General features: G+C 45.5%; 23 protein-coding genes. 16 read left to right on the plus strand and 7 right to left on the minus strand.

All coding sequences use genetic code 11. The features are described from left to right. The first annotated feature begins 422 nt into the window (after nucleotides 1-422). Complete coding sequence (locus QUA99_RS18270; RefSeq protein WP_333239665.1) at nucleotides 423-1,181, plus strand: hypothetical protein; 759 nt, start codon at nucleotides 423-425, stop codon at nucleotides 1,179-1,181. Between the two features lie 108 nt (nucleotides 1,182-1,289). Here the strand turns inward: QUA99_RS18270 and QUA99_RS18275 are convergent, their stop codons facing one another. Beyond that, nucleotides 1,290-1,505, minus strand: coding sequence for a hypothetical protein (locus QUA99_RS18275; RefSeq protein WP_333239663.1), 216 nt, complete (start codon nucleotides 1,503-1,505; stop codon nucleotides 1,290-1,292). A 71-nt stretch (nucleotides 1,506-1,576) separates the two neighbouring features. Here QUA99_RS18275 and metH point away from each other — a divergent pair, with 71 nt between their 5' ends. Then, nucleotides 1,577-5,128 carry a methionine synthase gene (gene metH, locus QUA99_RS18280; RefSeq protein ID WP_333239661.1) on the plus strand — a complete coding sequence of 1,184 codons (3,552 nt, stop codon included), beginning with the start codon at nucleotides 1,577-1,579 and terminating at the stop codon, nucleotides 5,126-5,128. 436 nt (nucleotides 5,129-5,564) lie between these two features. Here the strand turns inward: metH and QUA99_RS18285 are convergent, their stop codons facing one another. Then, nucleotides 5,565-6,188 carry a hypothetical protein gene (locus QUA99_RS18285; protein ID WP_333239659.1) on the minus strand — a complete coding sequence of 208 codons (624 nt, stop codon included), beginning with the start codon at nucleotides 6,186-6,188 and terminating at the stop codon, nucleotides 5,565-5,567. A gap of 269 nt (nucleotides 6,189-6,457) precedes the next feature. Continuing rightward, a complete protein-coding gene (locus tag QUA99_RS18290) occupies nucleotides 6,458-6,784 on the minus strand; it encodes a YbjQ family protein (RefSeq protein ID WP_172184303.1) in 327 nt (108 codons plus the stop codon). Between the two features lie 150 nt (nucleotides 6,785-6,934). On the opposite strand from QUA99_RS18290, the gene QUA99_RS18295 reads away from it, so the two are divergent. The 3 genes from QUA99_RS18295 (at nucleotide 6,935) to crtO (ending at nucleotide 10,939) form a co-directional block, all read left to right on the plus strand. After that, entirely contained in the window at nucleotides 6,935-8,035 is a 1,101-nt protein-coding gene (locus tag QUA99_RS18295; RefSeq protein WP_333239657.1) for a tetratricopeptide repeat protein, read from the plus strand. A gap of 169 nt (nucleotides 8,036-8,204) precedes the next feature. After that, nucleotides 8,205-8,987, plus strand: coding sequence for a class I SAM-dependent methyltransferase (locus QUA99_RS18300; RefSeq protein ID WP_333239655.1), 783 nt, complete (start codon nucleotides 8,205-8,207; stop codon nucleotides 8,985-8,987). Nucleotides 8,988-9,241: 254 nt separating this feature from the next. Beyond that, a complete protein-coding gene (crtO, locus tag QUA99_RS18305) occupies nucleotides 9,242-10,939 on the plus strand; it encodes a beta-carotene ketolase CrtO (protein ID WP_333239653.1) in 1,698 nt (565 codons plus the stop codon). An 82-nt stretch (nucleotides 10,940-11,021) separates the two neighbouring features. Here the strand turns inward: crtO and QUA99_RS18310 are convergent, their stop codons facing one another. Together QUA99_RS18310 and QUA99_RS18315 are read right to left on the minus strand one after the other, a co-directional pair. Beyond that, complete coding sequence (locus QUA99_RS18310) at nucleotides 11,022-11,822, minus strand: HEAT repeat domain-containing protein (protein WP_333239651.1); 801 nt, start codon at nucleotides 11,820-11,822, stop codon at nucleotides 11,022-11,024. Nucleotides 11,823-12,014: 192 nt separating this feature from the next. Continuing rightward, complete coding sequence (locus QUA99_RS18315) at nucleotides 12,015-12,239, minus strand: polymorphic toxin type 34 domain-containing protein (protein ID WP_333239649.1); 225 nt, start codon at nucleotides 12,237-12,239, stop codon at nucleotides 12,015-12,017. Between the two features lie 310 nt (nucleotides 12,240-12,549). Here QUA99_RS18315 and QUA99_RS18320 point away from each other — a divergent pair, with 310 nt between their 5' ends. The 3 genes from QUA99_RS18320 (at nucleotide 12,550) to QUA99_RS18330 (ending at nucleotide 15,201) form a co-directional block, all read left to right on the plus strand. Further along, a complete protein-coding gene (locus QUA99_RS18320; RefSeq protein WP_333239647.1) occupies nucleotides 12,550-13,650 on the plus strand; it encodes a saccharopine dehydrogenase NADP-binding domain-containing protein in 1,101 nt (366 codons plus the stop codon). A 388-nt stretch (nucleotides 13,651-14,038) separates the two neighbouring features. Further along, nucleotides 14,039-14,395 carry a hypothetical protein gene (locus QUA99_RS18325; RefSeq protein ID WP_333239645.1) on the plus strand — a complete coding sequence of 119 codons (357 nt, stop codon included), beginning with the start codon at nucleotides 14,039-14,041 and terminating at the stop codon, nucleotides 14,393-14,395. A gap of 284 nt (nucleotides 14,396-14,679) precedes the next feature. Next, nucleotides 14,680-15,201, plus strand: a complete 522-nt coding sequence (locus QUA99_RS18330) for a hypothetical protein (RefSeq protein ID WP_333239643.1) — start codon at nucleotides 14,680-14,682, stop codon at nucleotides 15,199-15,201. A gap of 642 nt (nucleotides 15,202-15,843) precedes the next feature. On the opposite strand, the gene QUA99_RS18335 is transcribed toward QUA99_RS18330, so the two are convergent. Next, the gene (locus tag QUA99_RS18335) at nucleotides 15,844-15,969 is read right to left on the minus strand and encodes a hypothetical protein (RefSeq protein WP_333239641.1); all 126 of its coding nucleotides are present in this window, start codon (nucleotides 15,967-15,969) and stop codon (nucleotides 15,844-15,846) included. Between the two features lie 27 nt (nucleotides 15,970-15,996). Here QUA99_RS18335 and QUA99_RS18340 point away from each other — a divergent pair, with 27 nt between their 5' ends. Continuing rightward, complete coding sequence (locus tag QUA99_RS18340) at nucleotides 15,997-17,322, plus strand: hypothetical protein (RefSeq protein WP_333239669.1); 1,326 nt, start codon at nucleotides 15,997-15,999, stop codon at nucleotides 17,320-17,322. Nucleotides 17,323-17,626: 304 nt separating this feature from the next. Here QUA99_RS18340 and QUA99_RS18345 read toward each other — a convergent pair whose 3' ends face one another. Beyond that, complete coding sequence (locus QUA99_RS18345) at nucleotides 17,627-17,947, minus strand: hypothetical protein (protein ID WP_333239639.1); 321 nt, start codon at nucleotides 17,945-17,947, stop codon at nucleotides 17,627-17,629. 112 nt (nucleotides 17,948-18,059) lie between these two features. Here QUA99_RS18345 and QUA99_RS18350 point away from each other — a divergent pair, with 112 nt between their 5' ends. From QUA99_RS18350 to QUA99_RS18380, 7 genes are all read left to right on the plus strand, one after another. Beyond that, a complete protein-coding gene (locus QUA99_RS18350) occupies nucleotides 18,060-18,953 on the plus strand; it encodes an ion channel (protein ID WP_333239637.1) in 894 nt (297 codons plus the stop codon). 76 nt (nucleotides 18,954-19,029) lie between these two features. Continuing rightward, nucleotides 19,030-19,356, plus strand: a complete 327-nt coding sequence (locus QUA99_RS18355; RefSeq protein WP_333239635.1) for a DUF433 domain-containing protein — start codon at nucleotides 19,030-19,032, stop codon at nucleotides 19,354-19,356. A 3-nt stretch (nucleotides 19,357-19,359) separates the two neighbouring features. Continuing rightward, entirely contained in the window at nucleotides 19,360-19,701 is a 342-nt protein-coding gene (locus tag QUA99_RS18360; RefSeq protein WP_333239633.1) for a DUF5615 family PIN-like protein, read from the plus strand. Nucleotides 19,702-19,707: 6 nt separating this feature from the next. Then, nucleotides 19,708-19,953 (plus strand): DUF433 domain-containing protein, encoded by a 246-nt coding sequence (locus QUA99_RS18365; protein ID WP_445251026.1) that lies wholly within the window; start codon nucleotides 19,708-19,710, stop codon nucleotides 19,951-19,953. A gap of 45 nt (nucleotides 19,954-19,998) precedes the next feature. Next, nucleotides 19,999-21,174, plus strand: a complete 1,176-nt coding sequence (locus tag QUA99_RS18370; protein WP_333239631.1) for an exonuclease SbcCD subunit D — start codon at nucleotides 19,999-20,001, stop codon at nucleotides 21,172-21,174. A gap of 274 nt (nucleotides 21,175-21,448) precedes the next feature. Further along, complete coding sequence (locus tag QUA99_RS18375; protein WP_333239629.1) at nucleotides 21,449-24,490, plus strand: SMC family ATPase; 3,042 nt, start codon at nucleotides 21,449-21,451, stop codon at nucleotides 24,488-24,490. Nucleotides 24,491-24,575: 85 nt separating this feature from the next. Then, the gene (locus QUA99_RS18380) at nucleotides 24,576-25,748 is read left to right on the plus strand and encodes a pyridoxal phosphate-dependent aminotransferase (protein ID WP_445251027.1); all 1,173 of its coding nucleotides are present in this window, start codon (nucleotides 24,576-24,578) and stop codon (nucleotides 25,746-25,748) included. Nucleotides 25,749-25,750: the final 2 nt, after the last annotated feature.

The following is a 25,750-nucleotide window of genomic DNA, read 5'->3' on the forward strand; positions in this document are numbered from 1 at the left end:
TTTTAGTAGGCATTGACTTTTTCTAAATATCATCATATTATACTATGCAATATGCGTTTTAGATGCTGAACAGCTTATGTTTATAGATACCATAAAATATAATTTATGGCAATAGCCAAGACATTCTCCAGAATCAGTAGTAGTATATCCCAAATGGTTAGAATTGGGGGATATACCGCAAAAATATTGTTTAGTTAGTGTGAGTTTGAGTCTGCCTTGGCGGCCGGATGATTGGGAGGGAGATGACCATTGTTGGAAGTTGATTGCGGGCGTGATAGAGTTGCCGGAAAATCTGGTTCATGATGAAGTTTTGTTTTGACCAAAATGGGCTATCGATTATTTATTTATTTATTTTTATTTCCCGCACAAAGTCTGTTCGTGCTATAATTCTGCGGGACTATAGCAGAAAGGGGTGCTTTTTTATGAAAGCAGAATTTTATTTTGACTGTCACAAATATATTTGCAGTTTAGTTCAAGTGGATTTTGTCAAGGAATTAAAAATAAAAAATCATCAAGGTTTTGTTTTGGCTGTTAAGCAAGGAGAAAAAATTGGACTTTTGGGGAAAAGTCGCCATAATGCTAAACAAGTTGATGTATCTAAACCGCATTTTTATAATGTGATTAAAGCAGCTATGAGCGCTTTGGAATTAGAAACTAAAAATGAGGTGATCTTAGATAGAAATCGAACTATTGCTGATGCCGAAGAACTGATTCAGCAGCAAAACCGAGAAATTCGCGTTCTCAACGAACAGATTAGAATGCTTGGAACTAAGGTTGAGGAATTGTCAAGGGAAAAGCAGCAGTTATCAATGCAGCTAGTAGACAAGGAAATTAGAGAAACTGAAATTAGTCAAGAAATTGATAACTTTCCTGTTACCGAGGAAGATTTAGCGGCGGCGGAAATTGAGCAGCGGATTGGAGAAGCTGAAATTAGTCAAGAAATCGCACAATTGCCAGTTCAAGCTTCTGGGTTAGCCGTGCAGTTAATCGCAAATCAACAGAATGCGGAGGAGGCTGAGGAAGAGGAAGAAATCAGCGGGGGCGAGGTTGAAATTGGTGATTTAGAAATTATAGAAGAAGTAGAAGAAAATGTAAAAAAAGTAGAAGTCCAAGGAGGAGAAGGTGAAATTAAGCGACTGCCTAAAAGACCTTCCAACAGAAAAATGAGAAAGAAATCTTAATGCTTTAGTTATAGAGCAATTTTCGCATCATTTGTGAATTTATTACGGACTCCCAGCGGGTTCGGGGAGGGTTGGGGGGGGTAAAAATTTACGAGTCATTTAGGATTGCTATATAACTCGTTTAATTGTGGCGATCGCATTTGCGCAAAATAGGTCAGCAGTTAAGCGAAAAAATCCCTCGCAACTCGCCTGTTTTCCCCCCGCAGCCTCGCCCGCAACAGAATTTTGACAATTATCCAGGGCGATCGGTAAAATTACAGGTACGATCGAACTATTGTCAGCAGCATTAAATCCTTCAGTAATTAGTCGTTTGCCAACAGTCACATAATTGTTGACAATATTGCACAATAGATAAAATTGTAAATATATAGCACCAGCGTTTTTTTTGACCGCTTATGAATAGCAGATTCCTCGATCGACTCCACCACCCCTCACGCCCCGTCATCGTCTTCGACGGCGCCATGGGAACCAACCTGCAAGTCCAAAACCTCACCGCAGAAGACTTTGGCGGCAAAGAATACGAAGGCTGCAACGAATATCTCGTCCACACCAAGCCGGAAGCCGTCGCCAACGTGCACCGGGGATTCCTCGAAGCAGGGGCCGATGTCATCGAAACAGACACGTTTGGCGGGGCTTCCATCGTTCTCGCCGAGTACGATTTGGCAGACAAAGCATATTATCTCAACAAAACTGCCGCCGAACTTGCCAAGGGTATTGCCGCCGAATTTTCCACGCCAGAAAAACCTCGATTTGTCGCAGGATCGATCGGGCCAGGCACCAAATTGCCCACATTAGGACACATCGATTTCGACACACTCACCGCCGCTTTTACCGAACAAGCAGAAGGACTTTATGACGGCGGCGTTGACTTATTTATTGTCGAAACTTGTCAAGATGTGCTGCAAATTAAATCAGCATTAAATGCCATTGAAGAAGTATTTAAGAAAAAAGGTGCGCGGATTCCGTTAATGGTATCAGTCACAATGGAAGCCACCGGCACAATGTTAGTCGGTTCCGATATCAGCGCCGCCCTCGCAATTTTGCAGCCGTACCCGATCGACATTTTAGGCCTCAACTGCGCCACCGGGCCCGATCGCATGGCCGAACACGTCAAATACCTTTCCGAACATTCACCCTTCGTCGTTTCCTGCGTTCCCAACGCCGGTTTACCCGAAAACATCGGCGGCCACGCGCACTACAAACTCACGCCAATAGAATTAAAAATGGCCTTGATGCGCTTTGTCGAAGACTTAGGCGTGCAAGTCATCGGCGGCTGCTGCGGCACCCGCTACGATCACATCCGCGAACTATCAGAAATTGGCAAAACTCTTAAACCCAAAATCCGCGAATTTACTTGGGAACCTTCCGCCGCTTCAATTTATAGCGCCCAACCCTACGAACAAGAAAATTCCTTCTTAATTGTCGGCGAAAGACTCAACGCCAGCGGTTCCAAAAAATGCCGCGATTTGCTAAACGCCGAAGACTGGGACGGTTTAGTAGCAATGGCCCGGGAACAAGTGCGAGAAGGCGCGCACATTCTCGATGTCAACGTTGATTATGTCGGCCGCGACGGCGTGCGAGACATGAAAGAATTAGTTTCCCGCGTTGTGACTAATGCAACTCTCCCTTTAATGCTGGATTCCACCGAATGGGAAAAGATGGAAGCCGGCTTAAAAGTTGCGGGTGGCAAATGCTTGCTGAATTCCACTAACTACGAAGACGGAGAACCGCGTTTTTATCAAGTTTTGGAGTTGGCGAAAAAATACGGCGCGGGCATAGTTATCGGGACGATTGACGAAGACGGAATGGCGAGAACCGCAGACAAAAAATTTGCGATCGCCCAGCGCGCCTATAACGCCGCCGTCGCCTACGGCATTCCCGCCGAGGAAATCTTTTTTGACACCCTAGCATTGCCAATTTCGACCGGGATTGAAGAAGACAGAAAAAACGGCAAAGCTACCATCGAATCCATCCGCCGCATCCGCCAAGAATTACCAGGCTGTCACGTAATTTTAGGAGTTTCTAATATTTCCTTCGGCTTGAATCCGGCGGCGCGGCAAGTTTTGAATTCCATGTTTTTGCACGAAGCAATGCAAGCCGGGATGGACTCGGCCATTGTCAGCGCCAATAAGATTTTGCCCCTCGCCAAAATCGACCCCAAACACCAAGAAATCTGCCGTAAACTGATTTACGACGAACGGGAGTTTGACGGCGAAATTTGCGTTTACGACCCCTTGGGCGAGCTGACAACGGTGTTTGCGGGCAAAACCACCAAGCGCGATCGTACAGAAGACGCAAACCTCCCCGTCGAAGAACGCCTGAAGCAGCACATCATCGACGGCGAACGGATAGGGCTCGACATCCAACTCGCCAAAGCATTAGAAAGCTATCCGCCCCTCCACATTATCAATACCTTCTTGCTAGACGGCATGAAAGTAGTCGGAGAATTGTTCGGTTCGGGACAAATGCAACTGCCATTTGTATTGCAGTCAGCAGAAACCATGAAAGCGGCAGTTGCCTATTTAGAACCGCACATGGAAAAGTCCGAATCTGGGGACAACGCCAAAGGCACATTCATCATCGCTACTGTCAAAGGCGACGTTCACGACATCGGCAAAAACTTGGTTGATATTATCCTATCAAACAACGGCTACCGAGTGATTAACTTGGGTATTAAACAGTCGGTTGACAATATCATCGAAGCTTACGAGAAGCACAAAGCCGACTGTATAGCGATGAGTGGCTTGCTGGTAAAATCCACCGCATTCATGAAAGAAAATCTGGAAGTATTCAACCAGAAAGGAATCACCGTTCCAGTAATTTTGGGGGGCGCGGCTTTGACTCCCAAGTTTGTACATGAAGACTGCCAAAATACCTACAAAGGTAAAGTAGTTTACGGCAAAGATGCGTTTTCTGATTTGCACTTTATGGACAAACTGATGCCAGCAAAATCTGCTGGAAAATGGGAAGACTTGCAAGGATTTTTAGATGAACTAGAGGATGAGAATGGGGCGGTTAAAGAAGTTAAAGCTGTGCCAGAAACTTCTGTAGAAGATGCCAAGAAAGCAGACACTCCTGTGGTGATAGATACCAGGCGATCCGAGGCAGTTTCAGCAGATATCGATCGCCCGACTCCTCCGTTCTGGGGTACGAAACTGTTGCAGGGAGAAGACATCCCCTTTGAGGAGATTTTCTGGCACTTAGATTTGCAAGCCTTAGTTGCCGGCCAGTGGCAGTTCCGCAAGCCGAAAGACCAATCGCGGGAAGAATACGATGCTTTCTTAGCTGAGAAAGTTTATCCGGTATTGGAAGAATGGAAACACAAAATTATCGCCGAAAAGTTACTGCAGCCGCAAGCAATTTACGGGTATTTTCCCTCTCAAGCTGAAGGCAATTCTTTGCATTTGTACGACCCGGAAATTATGAAGGGCGGGCAAAATGTATCGACACCCGCTGCAACATTCACATTTCCCCGGCAAAAATCGGCGCGCCGGCTGTGCATTGCCGACTTCTTTGCGCCCAAAGAATCCGGTAAAATCGATGTATTTCCGATGCAAGTAGCGACAGTGGGAGAAATTGCTACAGAGTACGCGCAAAAGCTATTTGCTAACAATCAATATACCGACTATCTCTACTTTCACGGATTAGCGGTTCAAACAGCGGAAGCAATAGCAGAATGGACTCACGCGCGAATTCGGCGAGAATTGGGCTTTGGTAGCGAGGAACCGGACAACATTCGCGATATGCTAGCCCAAAGATATCGCGGTTCGCGGTACAGTTTCGGCTATCCCGCTTGTCCGAACATGGCGGATCAGTACAAGCAACTGGAATTGTTAAAGTGCGATCGTATCAACCTCTACATGGATGAAAGCGAACAACTTTATCCCGAACAATCAACAACCGCAATTATCACCTATCACCCAGCCGCCAAATACTTCAGCGCTTAATTTGTGGCTTAATTTGTAGGGTGCGCCTCGCACTTTTTTCAGTCGTTTTTCTCGTTCTTATACTCGTTACCAGGCTCTGCCTGGAAACAAAGATCCGGAGGCTCTGCCTCCATTTAAGATCAATTCCGGTTGCACTCATACATGATATAGAGGACACGGCACTGCCGTGTCCCTACCGCGATTAATTGTAGGGACACTCTTGCTCTCGCGGTCTCGAAAGCTGTGGAGAATATTAATTCTACCGCGATTAATTGTAGGGAAACGACAGTGCCGTCTCGAAAGCTGTGGGTAATATTAATTCCGATGCTACCGGATTCGATCTTCCCAAGTAGAACCTGGCAACGAGAAAAAAAATAGTTCGCGAATTAAACCAACAAAAAAGCACCTTAAAAATAGTGCTTTCATGAATGTGAACTTTCCTTGTCTTACCAAACTTTTACGAGTGATGGCGAGGGGTGCGCGCGCCCGCAGATGCTCCTACCATCGAAGCAACTAAACCCAATAGCGAGCCGAACAAAAATGACCAACCAGCTTTCGCAGCATTACCAGCAATATCGCGAGCGTTCTGAGCAGATACGTTAGGCGCTTGGTTCGGCAAATTCACCCCGCCCTGCTGCGCTTGATTAATCGCTTCTCCAGCATTAGCGGCGATTACGCCAAAAGTACCGGCCACGCCATTTGCTAACAGCCAAGAGCCAATAGTTAGCGTAGTTGCCCACAAAATTGCTCCATTTAAAAGCGCTGTGTTGCGGTTCATCGGGCCGCAAGCGCGAGCAGTTACCCAACCGCCAACAGCCAAGCTAATTAACAAACTAATAATTGACCAAATTCCGACGCCCGTACCCACGTCCCCTGCAATAGTGCGCGGAGCTCCTGAATTAGCAATATTGCTCAACCCGATCGCAGCGCCCAATGCACTTAACACCAGTTGTGTGCCGATCGCAATTACCAAACCCGAAAAAATCGGGCCCCAACGTACTCGATCGTGGTATTCCATCATTGAATTCACAACCACGGGTTCGTTAACAATGTTATCTACAGGTCTATTTACGTATGACATAGGTTTTTCTTTCCTCTTAGAGTTGCTTTAATTTTTAACAATCTTTCACCTAAGCATTGATTGTGGCTGAGATTGATAGAAACTATATCTGCCTGGGGAAATAACCAGTATCTATGTCTGAAGAAAGAAACGAAAAAGTCATCAGCCCTCAGCCAGCCGCTATTAACTAATGACTGATGACTGATGACTGATGACTGATAACTATTTTATCCCGTTAGAAAAGTTCCCGGATGTATACAGGAAATGCGGACGTATACAGAACATACAGCTTAACGCAATCTTACAGCCGTTCCAACGGCAGTAATCAGCAGCAAAGCTCCGCTCGAGTCTACATTAATCGTGCCGGTGTCAACTTCCACGCCGATTACGGCATTGGCGCCCAGGCGCTGAGCCCGTTTTTCGAGTTCCGCGAGGGCATCTCGCTGTCCTTTGAGAAACACTTCCTCGTAACTGCCCGTGCGCCCGCCGATGATGTCGCGAATGCCCGCGAAGAAATCTCGCAGGGCGTTGGTGCCGTAGACCACCTCAGCAGTTACTATTCCCAGGTAAGATTGAATTTCTGCTCCTTGGATGATATCAGTTGTTGTTACAATCATCAGTTGGCCTCAGTCGCGAAAATTTTGAGTGGGTCTTGTTCTGTAGATTTACTACATCTCGCCGTTCAAAGATTCCCGGCAAACCCTAAGCTGTCAGCTTGGCAGGCTGACAGTAACTCGCTCTTTCATTCCACACACTCTTTGAAACAAATGGCCGTATACAAACAAAGTCTCTTGGTATTCAGTACGCTTTTGGTAGCGGGATTCGCTGTCGCTACGCCGCAGATAGCGTTCTCAGCGGAAACGTCAGTTCAAGTCAATCCTCAAAATAATTCAAATTTAGATGCTCTGCTGCGACAAGGACGGGAATTTGTTGATTTAGGGGACTACAGTAAGGCGATCGCCATTTATCAGGAAGCGGCGCGTTTAGATACAGAAAACCCGCGCATTTTTTCTGGTATTGGCTATTTAGAAGCGCGTCAAGGCAACTATCAAGCCTCAGTGGAATTTTACCAACAAGCGATCGGTCTCGAACCGAATAATGCTGACTTCCAATACGCATTAGGATATGCTATGGCGAATTTACAAAACTATCCCGCTGCAGCCACAGCTTATCGCCGCGCCGCTGTGCTCGATCGCAAAAATGTCAATGCCCGAATCGGTCTGGGAGTGGTACTCTTTCAGCAAAAAGATTACAGCGGTGCTTTTAAAGCATATCAAGAGGCGATCGCCCTCGATCCGAAAAATTGGCAAGCTTATTCTTCAATGGGTTTAGTATTGATCCAGCAGGGAAGTTTTGCCAGTGCAGTCACCGTGCTCCAACAAGCAGCCGAACTCGCTCCCAAACAAGCAGGTGTACAGTTAAAATTAGGCACTGCTTTGCTGCGTGCCGGCTATACTTCCGAAGGGCTAGCAGCTTTTGAAGAAGCTGCCAAATTGGAACCCCGGAATCCAGAAGTGCAGTTAGAAATTGGCGAACTTCTCCAGGCTCAAAATGACTTAGACGGAGCGCTGGTAGCTTATCAGCGCGCTGTTGCGGTGCGACCGAATTTAGTGGAAGCGTACTCCGGGATCGGGGAAATTCAACTCGAAAAACAAGATTTTTTAGGAGCGATTACCACTTTTGGGCGAGTCATTAAGCTCGATCCAGACCGGGCTGAAGCTTATTACAATATGGGTACGGCACTCAAAGCGCGCGATCGCAAATCCGAAGCAATTGAAGCTTTTCAACAAGCCCTCAACACTTACCGCCAGCAAGGAAACAATGATGGTGCCCAAAAAGCTGAGGCGGCATTGCGGCAACTTAAGTAACGGGTAATTGGTAATGGGTAATGGGTAATTTGTAATTACATCGTTCCCATACAAGCCCGGAGAGGGCGGGTTTATGTGTTGTTTCAATTACCTCAAAGATGGCTGGTAAAACCCGCCCCTACATCTCTTGCAAACTGCCAAATGCCAATTCACAACTGACAACTGACTTATGAGTTCAAGTGATTCTAGACCGCCGCTTTACGAGATGAATCCGCTAGGTCGATTTGACGATCGCGCCGCCGATTATGTCAAGTACCGACCGAGTTATCCAGCCGCTGCGATTGATGCGATTTTAGAAGGACTTGGGGAACCTTCGCGGTTAGCAGCAGCGGATGTCGGTGCTGGAACGGGCATTTCTTCGCGTTTGTTAGCAGAAAGAGGCCTTCGAGTATTAGCAATCGAACCCAATGCCGAGATGAGACAAGCGGCTGAAATTCACCCTTTGGTAGAGTTTAGAGAAGCAACTTCCGAAGCAACTAATTTGTCTGAATCGTCAATCGATTTAGTAACTTGCTTCCAGTCTTTCCACTGGTTCAATCCTGTTTTAACTTTACCCGAATTTCGGCGAATTCTCAAGCCTTCGGGAAGGTTGGCTGTAGTTTGGAATTTGCGCGATCGCGCGGATGAATTGACACTATGCTACACCCAAATAGTCAAGACCGCTTCCAATAACCATCCTGCTGAAAGACGAGAGAGAGCGATAGAACCTCTGCTAACAAGTTCGGATTTTATTAATATCCAAAGCCGGGATTTTGTGAACAAACAAGATTTAGATTTACAAGGACTTATTGGACGGGCTCAGAGTTCATCGTACATTCCGAACTCTGGGCTGCAATTGCAGCAACTTATCTCGGATTTGACCGAACTTTATGAAGCTCACTGCGGCGATCGGGGCTTTGTTTCATTGGTTTACAAAACTAGGGTTTATCTGGCAGCTCGTTCTGATTATTAATATTTTTTACCGCAGATGAAGGCGGATTGACGCGGCTTTATGTGATATAATCTCGGGGCGAGTTGGCATAGGCGATCGCTCTGTAAATTCAAGAGGAAATAAGCGCGATCGTACAGTAGCATTTGGTAAAAACTCCATCTTTTGTAAGATGCTAAAACAGCTTCCTGAAGGTGAATCTATTTCTATTGGTAGAGTCGGCCAACTTGTTAACATTTGTAAAATGAGCAAAATATCCTATCCCCAGAGCTTCATCTATGCAAACGTATGATGTGATTATCATAGGAGCAGGTCACAACGGACTGGTCTGCGCCTCTTATCTCCTCAAAGCTGGATATACTGTCCTCTTGTTAGAAAAACGTTCGGTTCCCGGCGGTGCGGCCACTACCGAAGCTGCGATTCCCGAATTACCCGATTTTAAATTCAATTTGTGCGCGATCGACCATGAATTTATCCATTTAGGGCCTGTTGTAGAAGAATTAGAACTGGAAAAATACGGTTTAGAATATCTTTACTGCGATCCAGTTGCCTTTTGTCCGCATCCAGACGGTAAATATTTCTTAGCGCACAGTTCCGTAGAAAAAACTTGTGCAGAAATAGCCCGCTACAACGAGCGCGATGCTAAAAAATATGCCGAATATACAGACTTTTGGCAGCGGGCTTTAGGTGCAATGGTTCCGATGTTTAATGCGCCACCAAAATCTATCATAGATATCGCAGGAAACTACGATATTGCCAAACTAAAAGATTTATTTTCAGTTATCGGTTCACCCGACAAAACCCTGGACTTTATTCGCACGATGATCACCAGCGCTGAGGACATTCTCAACGAGTGGTTTGACGAGGAATTTATTAAAGCACCCCTGGCCAGATTGGCCTCCGAACTCGGCGCGCCTCCTTCGCAAAAAACCATTGCTGTAGGCGCAATTATGCTGGCAATGAGACACAATCCCGGCATGGCCAGGCCGCGGGGGGGGACGGGTGCATTAGTGCAAGCGCTTCTCAATTTAGTGAAAAGCTATTCGGGTGTGGTACTTACCGACCAGCACGTCGAAAAAATATTAGTTGATGACGGTCGCGCTGTGGGAGTTCGAGTTGCAGGTGGCACGGAATACCGCGCTACTAAAGGTGTCATTTCTAATATTGATGCTAAGCGCTTGTTTCTGCATTTAATGGATGACAGCGATGTCGATGCTGCTGACCAGAATTTGCGGGAAAGATTGGAGCGGAAAATTGTTAATAATAACGAGACTATTCTCAAAATAGACTTAGCTCTCAATGAAATGCCCAAGTTCGATCGCTGGAACCATCGAGACGAGTATTTAATGGGTTCTGTGTTGATTGCCGACTCGGTGAAACACGTTGAAATTGCTCACAGCGAGCCTTCTATCGGCAGAATTCCTGACTCCGATCCGTCGATGTATGTGGTGTTTCCGACGGTAAGAGACCCGTCAATGGCTCCCCCAGGACACCATACAGCTTGGATTGAATTCTTTGCTCCTTACCAGATCGAAAATGCTGAAGGAACCGGCCAGCACGGTACGGGGTGGACGGATGAGCTGAAAAACAAAGTTGCCGATCGCTGCATTGACAAATTAGCCGAATACGCGCCAAATATCAAGAAGTCAATTATCGGCCGCCGCGTGGAAAGTCCGGCGGAATTGGGAGAGCGTTTGGGGGCTTTGAAAGGAAATTATTATCACGTTGACATGACGTTGGATCAGATGATATTTTTCCGTCCTTTGCCGGAGTTGGCGAATTACAAAACGCCGATCGACGGTTTGTTTCTGACGGGGGCGGGAACTCATCCGGGCGGGTCGATTTCGGGTATGCCGGGACGCAATACCGCTCGCGTTTTCCTGCACTCGCAGCAGCCTTTCGTGCAGACTTTGGCAGATGCGGCTAATTCTCTGAAAGCGAAGGGTAAGTCGGTATTTCGGAGTAATGAGAAGTAAGATTTTTAGCAACCGCAGATGAAGGCAGATTAACGCAGATGAACGCAGATCAATTACATCTGCGTTTGTTTGTATTGATTTATCAGTGGGCGAGTGCGATAATTTTTTCTGGTTGATTTCCTGTGAAGGGAAAACGATTTGCGATCGCCCTCAATACCCTTTCTAAATCGGGAGCATCTTTCGCCAATGTTGGCTGCTCCTCCCGTTCTGTCAAATCTGTTAAAATATTCAGGATGATCGTTACTAAATGTTCATCAGCATTATCCAACAAACTCAATAGCTTTTCGATATCTTCTTTCGCGCCCAACCAGTACCTCGCTCCCAGCAATTCAGCTTTTACTGATAAAGGAAGCTCTAATTTTAGATACTCTTCCAGTTTTGGCAATAGCTGCGGCGTACCTAAAAGCCCGATCGAATTAGCAGCATACCCTCTCACGGCTTTATCTTCATCAAAATCAAGCAGTGAAAGCTCCAGAGTTTCTATAGCTGATGGTTCTTCTAAATATCCAAGAGTTTCTGCTGCTGAAGCGCGAACCAGTGCCGAAGGGTCGTGTCTGAGAATATATTCTATTGGTGCAACCGCAGGAGTATAACCAAGTTCTCCCAATGCCTCAACTGTTTCAGACCTAACCAGTTCTTCAGGATCGTTTAGCAAAGGCATTAATGCAAGGCCAACTGTCTCTACTTCCTCTGAACCGAGATAACCTAATGCCTCGGCTGCATCGGCTCTAATTGATTCATCGGCGGATTTTAGCAATCTTAATATTTTCGGTACAGCTTCATAAACTTCTGCATCTACAAGCTGTATCAATGCTTCTGTTTGCAGGGTATAATCATCTGAATCGCAATAATCTAGCAGTGTTTCAGTTGTCAGCTTATCCATAATTTTTGCACCTCCCTAAATTTTAGTGCTTCCAGCCTAGGTTATTTTCACACTTAGTCAGTTAGATTGAATGGCATTACGCAAGTATCAAAATGACTAAGTGTGAGTAATTCGACATCCCCCAAAACTCTCTGATTTTCGTGGTACTACACTAATTGCAGGCTAATTTTGGGAGAGGTTTCTTTGAACAGCTTACCTTTTGGCTTTCTTCTTTTTGCCGCTGGATCGGCTATGTCTCTCACCAAAGGCTTTCTGGGTTCTTTTAATTTTTTCCATTTTTTCTTTATCTTTATCGCGTTTAGCTTGCTGTTTCAATATTTCGAGTGCTTCAGGCATATTTGAGGCTTTTTTTTCGGCGATTAGTTCCTTAGATTCTTCTACAATACCTGTATCAGCTACATTACCTTCTGCTGTCATAGTGTTTAATTTGTGGTTTATTATACTGCTGTCATGGTGTTTGATTTTTGGTTTATTATAAGGGAGTATTAAAAATATTAGGTACTGTTCATATTCTTATAGTCTAACTCAGACATCCCAACCTTGTCAATACTTGGGTGGGGCTTTATTGAACTTGTCTGCAATTAGTTTGATTTATTGGTTTTCCCCACCCCTCTGGGGTTATGGACATTGGTGCAAGATATGAGTTATCACAAATTCATCCTTTGTGCAGATGCAAGTTATGCGCGAAAATATAGAAACTCAGATTAGCGTTACCCTTTTTTGAGCCATGGCAAACCGAGTTTTGATTGTCGGCGGGCGGGGACGAATTGGCAGCAGCGTTGCCCAAGACCTTGTTACCCACACCGACGCGGAAATTACTGTTACCGGACGCAATTCTGAAGCCTCTCTTGGATCGGGATTGCCACCGGATCGGGTGCAGTATCAAGCTTTAGATTTAGCAGACAGTGCAGCCCTGCACCAAGCGGTTTCATCCTCTAATCTCGTCGTTCACTGTGCCGGACCTTTTCATTACCGAGACGCTAGTGTATTGAAAACTTGCATAGAAGCAGGTGTTAATTATACTGATGTCAGCGACAGCCGCAGTTTTACTCGCAGAGCTTTAGCATTGCGCGAAACTGCTAACAATGCTGGGATTACGGCTATTATTAATACGGGCATTTTCCCCGGCGTTTCTAACAGCATGGTGCGCAGAGATGTGGAACAATTAGATGAAGCAGAACACATTCATTTGAGTTATGTTGTCGGAGGTTCGGGCGGCGCTGGCGTTACCGTCATGAGAACCACTTTTTTAGGTTTGCAAATACCTTTTGAGGTTTGGGAAAATCGCAAGTGGCAGCAAGTAAAACCCTACAGCGATCGCGAAACAATTGAATTTCCCGCGCCCTACGGCAACACAGGGGTTTACTGGTTCGATATGCCGGAAGCAATTACTTTGCCCGAAACTTTCCCCGTCAAATCAGTTGTGACTAAATTCGGTACGTCTCCCGACCTTTACAATCACCTTACCTGGTTTGTTGCCAAGTATTGGCCCGCTAGCTGGCTCAAAAATAACTCCGTGATTGAATTTCTCTCCTATGTCAGTTACGGGATGACCAGTGTTACTAATAGTTTTAGCGGGGTTGGCGTGGCAGTGCGATCGCAAGTGACAGGTCTCAAAAACGGTCAACCCGCTAAAGTTTGCTCGACAGCGGTACACCCCAATGCTGCCGCCGCTACTGGCATCGGTACTGGCAGCATAGCTCAATTAATGTTAGAAGGAGAACTCAAAAAACCGGGCGTTTGGTCGGTCGAACAAGCTCTTTCAACTGAGCTATTTGAACGAGCTATGCAGAACCGCAACCTCAACATAGAGCAGGTTTTTTTGTAGTTTTCTAGGTTATTTGTAGCAATTTTAGATGTGTGGTGAACGGGCTTTTTTTGATGAACCGCGAAGATGCGAAGGAAGAAAGGAGAAGAGTCAGGGTTCGCAATTGACGGGAGAACCCCTAGATAGGGTTCATCGCAGGAATTGCGATCGCGTCGCGGCTCATAGGAGATGAGTTGCGCTTGTCTAACGAATCTATCTTTTGGTAGAAGTAATAGTAACAAGCAGGCGCTTAAGATATTGGACATCACGGGAAACATCCCTTTTCGCTCGCTCTAGATGCGGTAGCTGCGACAAAGATTGCGCTTTAACCAAGGTTGTAAATGTGCGATCGCAGTGAAGGGGCGACAAACACCATAATTTTTGCGAAAAAATACCAGGAGAAGTTGACATGAAGCGGGTTTTAAAAGCTCTCGGACAAACATTGATTCAAAGCATTTTGCTGGTCTGTACGCTGGCTTTCATTAGTTTGGCAGGTCTAGCCTTAGCACCAAGTCAGGCTGCTCACGCTGCGGGTCAATACAGCACTCAGGCGCAGCCGGAAGCTAAAATTACTGACCCCGCAGAAAGTTTCGAGGATCTGAATCCCCAAGCAGCTTACGAATCAATAGTCAAAACTGCTCAAAATCCTGCAAAGGTCGAGAAAGTTTACGACGAAAGCTTAAAAGAGTACAAGGAAGAACACCCGCAAGAAAGCTTAGTTCAAAAAGCTGAAGATTTGATTGAAAAGGTAACTGGCAAGGAATAAATCAACCGATTTTTATCTAAATCAATTTGCTGGTGTAAATACAGAGCTTCTGCAAGTACACAATTGAGCATAGCTCTGGACTTACTTTAACCTAATTCTGTAGGGTGCGCAGTGCGCACCTTATCGCGTTAGAATAGGGCGTAAAACCACTTTTTCCGTTGAAATAATTTCCGGTTTCCCCTTCTTATTAAGCTAGCAGATTCATCCTGAAGGCAGATGAATAGAGAGCAATTTAAAAGGTAAATTGATTAATAGTTACAGTTAAATAAAAGGAAAAAAATATCATGAGCGATGACAAAAAAACGGTAAAGGAACCTGATGCTAACCTCGACCCGCTTTCTGGAGAAACGGGGGCTCATCCACTGGAAACGGGTATCGGTGCGGCGAGTGCCGGTGCTGCGGGTGCGGCGATCGGCGGTGCGATCGGCGGGCCTGTAGGAGCAGTTGTGGGCGCTGTTGTGGGTGCTTTTGGCGGCGGTTTGGCGGGCAAAGGTGTGGGCGAGGCGATCGACCCCACGGTAGAAGAGGCTTACTGGCAAAGCAACTACAGTTCCCGTCCTTACGCGGACACGAGCGCGACTTACGACGACTATCAGCCTGCATACCGCACCGGTTATGAGGGATACAGCCGCTATGGCGGTACTGGTAAGAGCTTCAACGAGCTCGAAAACGATTTGCAACGCGACTACGAAACAAATCGCGGTAAGTCTAATGTGGCTTGGGAAAAAGCGAAGCACGCCACGCGCGACGCTTGGGATCGGGTGGAACGCGCTGTTCCTGGCGACATTGACAAAGACGGCCGCTAAGTATTGGTGACAAGTTAAGACTTAATTGCATTTATCAATCAGTAATATTACTCAAAAAAACTGCTTTTTTAGGAGTGGAAAATTCACGATTTGAGAGGGAGTAAGTATAAATATCACCCTCGGCACGATCGCACGATCGCCCAAATCTCAGTTTTGGGCCCAAAATCCGAGTAAATCTCGAGCATAATTGCTGATTGACAAATGCTTTCTTAGCTTAACTTGTTACCAATGGCCGCTAAGGGCTGACAGCAAGTATTTCTCAGTCTGGGACGCACGCAAACTCCAGCGTTCCGGGTTTTTACCCCAGGTGGGGAATGCAGCGAAGTGTTTTGATAAAAAAACCCGGTTGCTGCGTCTTGGACTGTTATTGATATCTGGGACTATTTTTAACGCGAGTTTAGCTAAGTTTTTGGGGATTTTCAGCCCCTCTCTACATCGGAGAGGGTATTTTTATGCTCCGTTGAAATCGCGTTTTTCAGGAAGATTTTTATTTCACAGGAGTGTTTGCTGCGAGAGCACGAAGCCAGACGTAGGGGCTTTGCTGTGCGGGACGATCGCACTCCTAAAAAACGCTTTTTACAAAATCGGGATGCTTGCGTTTGAGATTAACATTTTTTTTTGACTGTTAGCCTTAAAATTAAACTAATTCAGGACTGAGGCATCGATCGCATATTTCTGTCCTTGTTCGCCATGCGCTTTCTTCAATCGCAGCCGCAGTGCGTCGGTTGCTTCAAGTCCGATAATTGTTAAAAATCTAAATCCTCTCATTCAAAATCGGTATAAATTGTGGATGAAATGTTGGAAAGAGCTTGGACACTCAAGCAAAATTTAATTGACTTTGTGCTGGATGCTGAAGGAGAGTTGGCGGTAGCTTTGGAAGCTTATGCTGCAGCTCGATCGACTGGCGAGCGCTACGATATTGCTCAGCAAAATCAAGTGATTGACAGTTTTACAGTTGAAGGCAAAGTCGGAGAGAAAACGCCGATCGACCTATTTGTCGAAAGTCAGCCGGATTTAACCCCGGGCGATCGCAGTTTGCTAGAAAGTTGGCAGCAAAGAAGCTTCACGGGCTTATTTGAAATCACTAAACTTTTCCCCGACAGGTTTGAACTGATGAACTGGCTGACGGCGAAGCACTACGTTGTCAAGCCCAACAGCCCTAATTTCCTGCAAGAAATGTCTCGCTTTAAGTTAGGAGAAATCTTGCGGGCTCGGATTGCTCCTCTCACCGATGACTGGTGGATACTCTCGGGTCCTCCGATAGCGATGGGGAAATTGGGCAAGCCGAAGTTGGCGGTGGCGATCGGCAATTTCAAGCAAAATCACAAACAGAATTTGTACAGCGATGCGCCGGAATTGTTAGAGCAAGCTTGGCATTCGGTAGAACAGTACCACGAAGATTTTACCGAATTTTTTGGCAGTGAGGAAGTGACGCTATCGGGATATCACCTGAATAAACAGTTGGCTGAATTTCAGGAATTTATCACTAAAAAACGCCTCGCTGATATCGGAATTCATGAAACTAAATCTCTCGCGGATATCGTTGAAGATGCGGGAGTCGATGCAGAAGAAATTAAAGCAGCAGCTATAGCAGCAGCCGGTGCAGATCCGTCTTCAGTTGAGGTAGGGATCGATAGCGATCCTCACTCAAAAATGGTAATGCCAAAAGTTGAATTGCCCGATCGCTTCAAGAAAGCCGAACAGGTGACAGCGCTTTCTCATCCTCGCTGGGGGCAAACCTTTTTGTCTACTTACGCTCAATTTACTGCAATGCTAGCAGCCGAAGACTTTTCAACGGTTCCCGGTTACGAGAAGCTGGTTCGCAATTATCTAGAAGATCCTGGAATTAATGCCTGGATTTGGCAGCGGTTAGCTAAAGTTAATCCAGCGAAATTATCACAAATTTTGCAAACTGTACTGCAGCGGACTAATTTTCAGATCGATCGCGATTTAGATGCCCTGCTGCAAGAGTTTAAAAAACCATTAGAACCAGAACTCCCGGAAATTGCCAGCGTTCCCTTGCACCTGCACAACTTATTTCAGGAAGCTTTAGGCGAAGTTCACAAATCAAAGTCCAAACCGCAGGAAAAAAAGAAAAGCTCTAAAGGCTTTAAATCCTAACCAGCTAAGTTCGTGGCATACTGCTGTGCGCTAACGCGCCGGCTTCGTCAAGGGATACTCGATGAGATTTTCGCAGCCAAAGGAAGGCAGAAACAGAGTGGCAATTGCAAGTACGAGTGCGATCGACCCTAGCCATTTTGGGCGCGTTAGTCGGCATCCCTCAGATAATAAACCATTAAACAAGCTCACAGCTAGCTGTGAGCTTATGGCCCGGTAATATTACTCAAATAGCTTTGCAGTCAGGACTTTAGTTTTTCTTCACCGCGATCGAAAGAACTGAAGTCCTCACTACAAACACCTTTTGTTAATCTTCAACTCGTCGGACAGCCATGCGTTGCAGCGGCAGGCTGAGTATGCTAGAAGCAGTCAACAAGTAAGAAAGAACAGTAGTCAGCTTCAAACTGAGCAATAACCAGCTATCCTCTGGTAGGTGAAGTTTCAGCCCGAAAAAAGAGATGCAGTACACTATCCAGTAAGTAAAGCTCATCTTGATTAGGATTTCTTCGCTCAAAGTGCGATCGTCCGTTGGCTGCGACTTGCGATTATCGCCCAGCAGGACTAGACCCGCAATAGAAGCCACAAAAGAAACCATAACGAGATAGTCATGCCAGTTAAGCTCAACCATTTCTAAACTCCGCTGTTATCCGAATTTTTGGAATAAGACATCAGTCTAAAGGATAAGTTTTCCCGGTCAAAGCAATAGTTACAAATTGAAACAGCCGCAGTTACAAATCGCAATGAAAATCAACCGCAACCACCACCCACAGGCTCGTTTAGTCAGCCGCCAAGGACAATTCCCCTTAAATATTGTCAAGTTGGGAGTACCGCGCCTGCATTTGGCCGACCTCTACCACAGGCTGCTAACTCTTTCTTGGCCGCGATTTTTCATCCTCATTTGTCTCTCCTATACAGTCACGAATTCTTTATTTGCCTTAGCTTACTTGGCGGGAGGAGATTGCATTGTTAACGCGCGGCCGGGTTCTTTCCCAGATGCCTTTTATTTCAGCGTGCAAACAATGGCGACGATCGGCTACGGCGCCATGTATCCGCGCACGGATTACGCTAATACTATAGTCGCGATCCAAGCGCTTTTTGCTCTGTGGGGAGTCGCGATGGTGACGGGACTGGCTTTTGCTAGATTTTCTAGACCAACAGCTAGAGTTATCTTCAGCCGCGTAGCTGTAATCGCTCCTTTCAACGGTGTTCCGACTCTGATGTACCGCACTGCAAATCAGCGTTTTAACCAGATTTTAGAAGCGCAGCAGCGAGCTACTTTGATCCGCGACGAGGTAACAGCGGAAGGAGAATTTATGCGGCGTTTTTACGATTTGCAATTGATGCGGAGTCACTCTCCGATTTTTGCCTTAACTTGGACGGTTATGCACGCAATTGATGAGACCAGTCCTTTGTACCAACTTACAGCCCAAGACTTGATGGAACAGCAAGCGGAAATTGTAATTACTTTAACAGGAATTGACGAAACAGTTTCGCAAACTATTCATGCGCGACATTCTTTTGTAGCCTCGGAGATTATCTGGGATATGCGATTTGTAGATATTCTTTTGAAATCGGCGACGGGAGGGCGGGTGGTTGATTATACTCGGTTTCATGATGTGAAGCCTGTGGAATGAAAGTTTAGATTGAGCCAGTGCTAGAATACCTGTATGGCAAAACAAATTAATATTCATGACCTCAATAATTGCAAAGATGACACTGAAAGAATTGCAACCGCAACTCTTGGCTTTAACTCCCGAAGAGAAGGCTCAAGCTATAGAATTACTAGCCCAAAGTTTAAGAAAATTTTGGTCGGGGATTCAAAAGACTCCGGGCGTGTGCGGCGGCGATGCTTGCATCAGAGAAACGCGAATTCCTGTTTGGCTACTGGTGAATGCTCGCCGTTTAGGTATTTCTGAAGCTGAACTCCTAGAAGACTATCCGACTCTGCGTGCCGCTGATTTGGCGAATGCTTGGGCTTATGCTGAGGCATATCCTGATGAGATTGAAACAGCAATTATAGAAAATGAGGAAGATTGAAAAGTGGCGCGTTTCTATGCAGATGAACAATTTCCGAAGCGGGTTGTGGAATTGTTGAGGACTTTAGGTCACGATGTCCTTACCGTACAGGAAGCAGGAAATGCTAATCAAAAAAATCCTGATGAAGAAGTGTTAGCTTTTGCAGTCAGTATTGACCGCGCTATTTTAACGCTCAATCGCCGTCATTTTATCAGGCTGCATACATTACAACCCGACCATGCTGGTATCATTGTTTGTAAAGATGATTCAAATAGGGATCTGTTGGCTTTACGCATTAATGAAGCTATTGCTAATCGAGAATCAGTGAGAAGTTTACTGATTCGAGTTAACCGTCCTTCGGAGTGAGTAGAAGTGATAGAATACCTTGGGTATGGAATTCAAAAGACTCCCGGTGTCATGGGCGGTAAAGCCTGTATTCGTAAAACGCGGATTCCTGTTTGGCTGTTAATAAGTTATCGCCGTCAAGATGCCACAGATGCTCATATTTTAGAAGGTCATCCCGATCTCTGTGCAGCAGATTTAGTGAGTGCTTTTAGTTATGCTGAGGCATATCCTGATGAGATTGAAAGAGCAATTAAAGAAAACGAGGAAGATTGAAAAGTTACAACTTTCTATTAAAATAAACAAAAAACTCCTCGTACTATGCGAATAATTCATACTGCTGACTGGCATTTAGGGCGACGTTTTCGAGGAATCGATCGCACTTTTGAAATTGCGATCGCCCTCGAACAGATTTTGAAGCAAGCAAAAGCCTTGGATGTCGATGCTGTGCTCGTCGCTGGTGACATTTTCGACGTGCCCAACCCTCCCGCTTACGCCGAACGCATTGCTTATAACTTTTTCTGCGAACTCCAAGCGGCAGGAATTCCCGCAATTGCGATCGCCGGTAATCACGATTCGGCATCCCGCATCGACAGCATCGCGCAATTGCTTTCCCTCGCCGGTGTGCGCGCTTTAGGCAAACCCAGGCTTTCTGCAGATGGCGGCACAATTACTCTTAATACAAAAAGCGGTAAACTTTGCGTGGGAGCGATGCCTTTTGCTTCCGAACAAAGACTGTTAGATGCTAATTCTCTATGGCAGTCGGGCGATGCCGATCGCCGAAAAGATTACCGCGAAATAGTAGCATATTTAATCGAAGATTTAACCAGCGATTTTAGAGACAATACTGTCAATTTTCTCATGGGACACATGAGTATTGACGGCGCTCGATTGGCAAAATCAGAAGTCGCTTATTACACGCGAGAAAAATACCTGCTCTCATCGCAAACTCTGCCCCCGGAAGCTCAGTATGTCGCCCTCGGACACATCCACATTCACCAGCGAATTTCTGAGACTTCCCCCGCTTATTATTCCGGTTCTTTGATTCAGTTAGATTTTGGAGAAGCGGAACAGGAAAAAGGATTTTGCTTGATAGAAGTTGAGCCGGGAAGTCAGGCAAAGGTGGAATTTAAGCCTGTGGCTTGCCACAAGCCGTTAAAAGTGCTTAAATGTCATAACGACAATCTTGATGAAACTTTACAAGCTCATCAGTATCATCCGGGTTTCTTGAAAGTAATTGTCGAACTGGAGAGTCCGCAAATCGGGCTGGCCGATCGAGTCCGCCAAATCTGTTCTCAAGCGCTGTTAATTGAACCGCGCTATCCAGATGCAGCGCTAGAAGCAACAGAAATAACTAATATCGATCCCAATAATTTCGATCCTGCAGCAGAGTTTTGCAACTATTATCAAAACCGATTGGGAACGACACCGAAGCCGGCAGTATTGGAGGAATTTAAAAATTTGTACAAGAAGTTTAAGGAAACAGTTAATAATTAAATGGGTAAAAAGATACAATCTACACTCTCAAATTTCACATAGTTTTAACTGGTTCCCAGGCTCGGTCTGGGAACCAATATCCAGAGGCTCTGCCTCGCGCTTAAATAGGAAAAGATACAATAACTGGTTCCCAGGCTCGGTCTGGGAACCAATATCCAGAAGCTCTGCCTCGCGCTTAAATAGGAAAATAGGAGGCAGAGCCTCCGGATCTGCTTTACCAGGCAGATCCTGGTAAAAAGAAATAGAAACCCTAAATCTAAAATCTAAAATCAGTATGCGTCCACTCGAACTTATTCTCGAAGGGTTTACCAGCTTCCACCGCGAACAGCGTTTAGATTTTTCTCAACTCGATTTGTTTGCAATTACTGGTGCTACAGGTGCGGGAAAATCTTCACTGCTAGATGCCATGACTTACGCTCTTTTTGGCACGACAACTCGCAGTGGAAAACAAGTCAGTGATTTGGCAAGTCAAGGTAGCGAAAATTTAAAAGTTCAGTTGCGTTTTGCTGTGGGTTCGGCACAGTACCGGGTGACGCGAAGGTGGCGTTTCCGTCCGAAATCTCCCGAAAATAAGGTAATTTTGGACAACTGGCAAAATGGCCAATGGGAAACTTTGGGGACGAGTATCGTTGCTGTTCAAAATACGATTGAACAGATTTTAGGGATGGATTTTGATACTTTTACGCGAGCAATTGTTCTGCCTCAAGGCAAGTTTGATGAGTTTATTAAAGGGGATACTTCAAAACGTCGGGAAATTTTGCGGCAGCTAGCGGGATTTGAGATTTTTGAGCAGATGCGGAAGGAAACAAACGAGCTCGCAAAGTTGCTGAAACAAGAACGGGAAATGGTGGAAAGGCAGCTAGCTGAGTTGAGTGCGCCGACGGCGGATGAGGTGGCTCAAAGACGATCGCAACTTTTGATTTTAGAGCAGCAGTTGCCCCAGTTCGATCGCGCCGTGATGAAAGCTCAGAAGGATCTAGATGAAGAGGAACAGTTATTTTCGCAAATCACTCGCTGGCAAGAGTTACAACAACAACTGGCTCAATTAAATGCTAATTCCGCCGAGGTGGCAATTTTAGCACAGCGTTTAGAAAGATCGCAAGCTGCTAATCATTTACAGGGAGATTGGGCTTTAGTGCGCTCGGCTCGCAGTCAGTATGAAACTGCCGAAAGTGCCTCGGTGGCAGCGCGAAAGCAGTTAATTAAAGCTCGCTCTGAGCTAGCAGTAGAGCAGCAGCAACTTGACGCGGCCAAAGCGAAAGAAGAGGTGCTAGCGCCACAAATTAAGGCTCGCGAAGATGCTCTAGCTGCTGCTAAAGTATATGAAGAACAGCGCGCTCAATTAGAAAAAGAAGTTGCGCTTGCCCAAAAAATTCAACAGGAAAAACTCCGCTTTTTTATGGCAGCAGATAAAGACCTGCAAGCTGCTAACACTAAAATTCAAGGTGCGGGTTTTCGAGTTACTCAAGCAGCGGCACAACTCGAACAGTATTCGCTCGGAGGAAAGCGTTTAGAGCAATTGCAGCAAATTTCACCCTTATTGATGGAACTTCAGCTAATTACTAAGCAACAAAAGGCTCAGGAAGAACAGTTGGAGAACTCTATTGCAGAGAAGGAAACCGCTCAACAAAATTATGTGAAGGCTACCACTAATTTAGAAGCTGTTGAAGTCAGGCTAAAAGAGTGCGATCGCGAGTTAGAAGCGGCCCAAACCGCTAATGCGGAAGCGGCACGTTTAGAGAGTGTTGCTGTTGTTAGAATGTCGCTGAATTCTGGCGATACTTGCCCGGTGTGCGGGGGGGTGCATCCTGATAGTGAGCAGCTCCCTCCTTTGCCGAATTCTAATATTGTCGATGTCGCTGGTTTGCGCCGGAAATTGGCGGATGCAAATCAGGTTTTTCAAGATGCTCAAAGGTTGGCTGCTGAGGGAAAAAGTGCAGTTTCAGCCTGCCGGCAAAAAGAGTCTGAAATTGCTCAAATGTTGGAATTAACGGCGAATAGAGTTGCCGAATTGCAGCAGGAAATCACTCATGTGCTGGAAAATCCTCAGTGGGAAAGCTTGGGGTTGCAGCAGGAGTTGGCACTCCTTAAAGAGAGCGATCGCCAATACCGCCAAACCGAACAGCAGTTCCAACTCGCATCATTGGAATATGATAATTTTCAACAAAAATTTAATTTTGCTGTGGCGACTCAAGCAGCTAAACAGCAGGAATATCAAGATGCGATCGCCGAATCCGACCGCCGCCAGCAGCAGTTGCAAAGTTGTGTAAATGCGCTTTATCAAATTACCGAATATCAACCTTATGCTAATTTAGCAAAAGTCTTAGAGCAAGACAAGCAAGACTTGGCAAATCTGCTGAAAGTTGCCGAAAAATCATATCAAACTGCTCAAAATAAGGTTATTCAAGCAGCAGAGAGAGAGCAACAAGCTGGAGAAGCTTTTGGACAAGCCCAGGCTCATAAACAGCAGTTAAACCTGGATTGGTCAGCAAAATTAACAGCGGCTGATTTCACAGAAGAGACATTTTTAGCAGCGGTTGCAACAGTTAAGGAACAATCAGAATGGGAAAATGCTATTCGCTCTCACCGCGAATCAAAAATTCAGTTAGAGACGCGGGCGAAAGATTTGAGCGAGGCGATCGCAGGCAGAACTACCGATGAGAATACTTTAGCACAAGTGCGATCGGCAAAACATACCGCCCAAGAAAACCTCAAACAAGCCAACAACAACCGCGCCGAACTGTTAGCTTGGATTCAAGTAGCAGCTCAAAATCTCGAACAAGCCGAAAGACTGTCACAGCAAATCACAAATTTCACAGAACAAGAGCAAACTTATCACACCTTAGCGCAGAATCTCAAATCCAACGAATTTCAATCCTACATTTTAGAACATTTAGAAGCAGAATTAGTCGGCAGCGCCACCTTAATTTTGCAAGAATTAACCGAAAATCGCTACAAATTAAGAAACCAAGACGGCGAATACTGGGTAGCAGATAATTGGAACGGTGGCGAAGCTAGACGAGTGCGTACTCTTTCCGGTGGCGAAACCTTTGCCACTTCCTTATCAATGGCTTTAGCTTTGTCAGAAAAACTGTCTCAAGGAACTCACTTGGGCAGCTTATTTCTAGATGAAGGATTTGGTACTTTAGATACCGAAACTCTCGAAAGTGTTACTCAAATTTTAGAATCTTTGCGGCAGCGAGACAGGCTGATTGGAGTGATTACCCACGTTCGAGAATTGGGGGAAAGATTGCCCGCACAAGTTAAAGTGTTTAAGTCGCCGCAAGGTTCTAAAATTGAATTACATAGATCCTGAAGTGGAGAGGCGTGTGCGTGAAATAGTAAACTTGCTTAAAGACATACATTATAAGTAAACCTGCCCCTAGACTTCCCTATAATATATGATGAAAAATCACCCGAATCGAATGCAATCGGTACAGTCGCCAATAATTCCAGTAGTTGGCGAACTGATCCGCCAAAATCCGGGAACAATATCTTTAGGACAAGGCGTAGTTTACTACAATCCGCCACAAGAATCATTTGAAAAAATCCCCGAATTCTTTTCAAATCCCGACAATCACAAATACAAAGCCGTGGAAGGAATTCCACAATTACAAGATGCTATCGCAGCCAAACTAAAAACAGATAACGACATAGAAATTAATAGCAAAAATTGCATTGTCGTTACCGCAGGCAGCAATATGGGATTTACCAACGCCATTCTCGCTATCACCTCGGCGGGAGACGAAGTTATTATCCAATCACCTTATTACTTCAACCACGAAATGGCGGCAATTATGGCAAGTTGCCGACCTGTGATAGTAGAAACTGACGCCCATTATCAACTTAATATCGATGCTATAAAAAAAGCAATTACCGACAAAACGCGAGCCATAGTTACCATTTCGCCAAATAATCCCACTGGTGTTGTTTATTCGGTCGAAGCACTCCGGGAAGTTAACGAAATTTGTCGCCAGCACAACATTTATCACATCAGCGATGAAGCTTATGAATATTTTACTTATAACGGCGTCAAACACTGTTCGCCCGCCGCTTTTCCCAATAGCAGCGAACATACAATTTCTCTATTTAGCCTCTCCAAAGCCTACGGTTTTGCGAGTTGGCGGATCGGGTATATGGTAATCCCAGAACATTTGCTCGTTTCAGTGAGAAAAATTCAAGATACAATCTTAATTTGTCCCCCAGTAATTTCTCAGTATGCAGCGCTGGGAGCCTTGCAAGTTGGTAGAGGTTACTGCGATAATTATGTAAGGGCGATCGCATCTGTGCGACAACTCGTATTAGACGAACTCAATACCATCCAAAACTTGTGTACAATTTCCCCAGCCGCCGGAGCTTTCTACTTTTTCTTGAAAATTGATACTGAACTCGATACAATGGAATTAGTAGAACAATTAATTCGCGAATATCGCATAGCAGTGCTTCCCGGTACAACCTTCGGCATGGATAGTGGCTGCTATCTGCGCGTTGCTTACGGTGCTTTGGAAAAAGCAACCGCCACCGCAGGTATTAGGAGATTAGTTAAAGGTTTGAAGACAATTTTAAACAAGTAAAA

Origin of the sequence: Microcoleus sp. F10-B2 (genome assembly GCF_036704965.1) — a bacterium.
In the GTDB taxonomy this organism is placed as follows: Bacteria; Cyanobacteriota; Cyanobacteriia; order Cyanobacteriales; family Microcoleaceae; genus Microcoleus.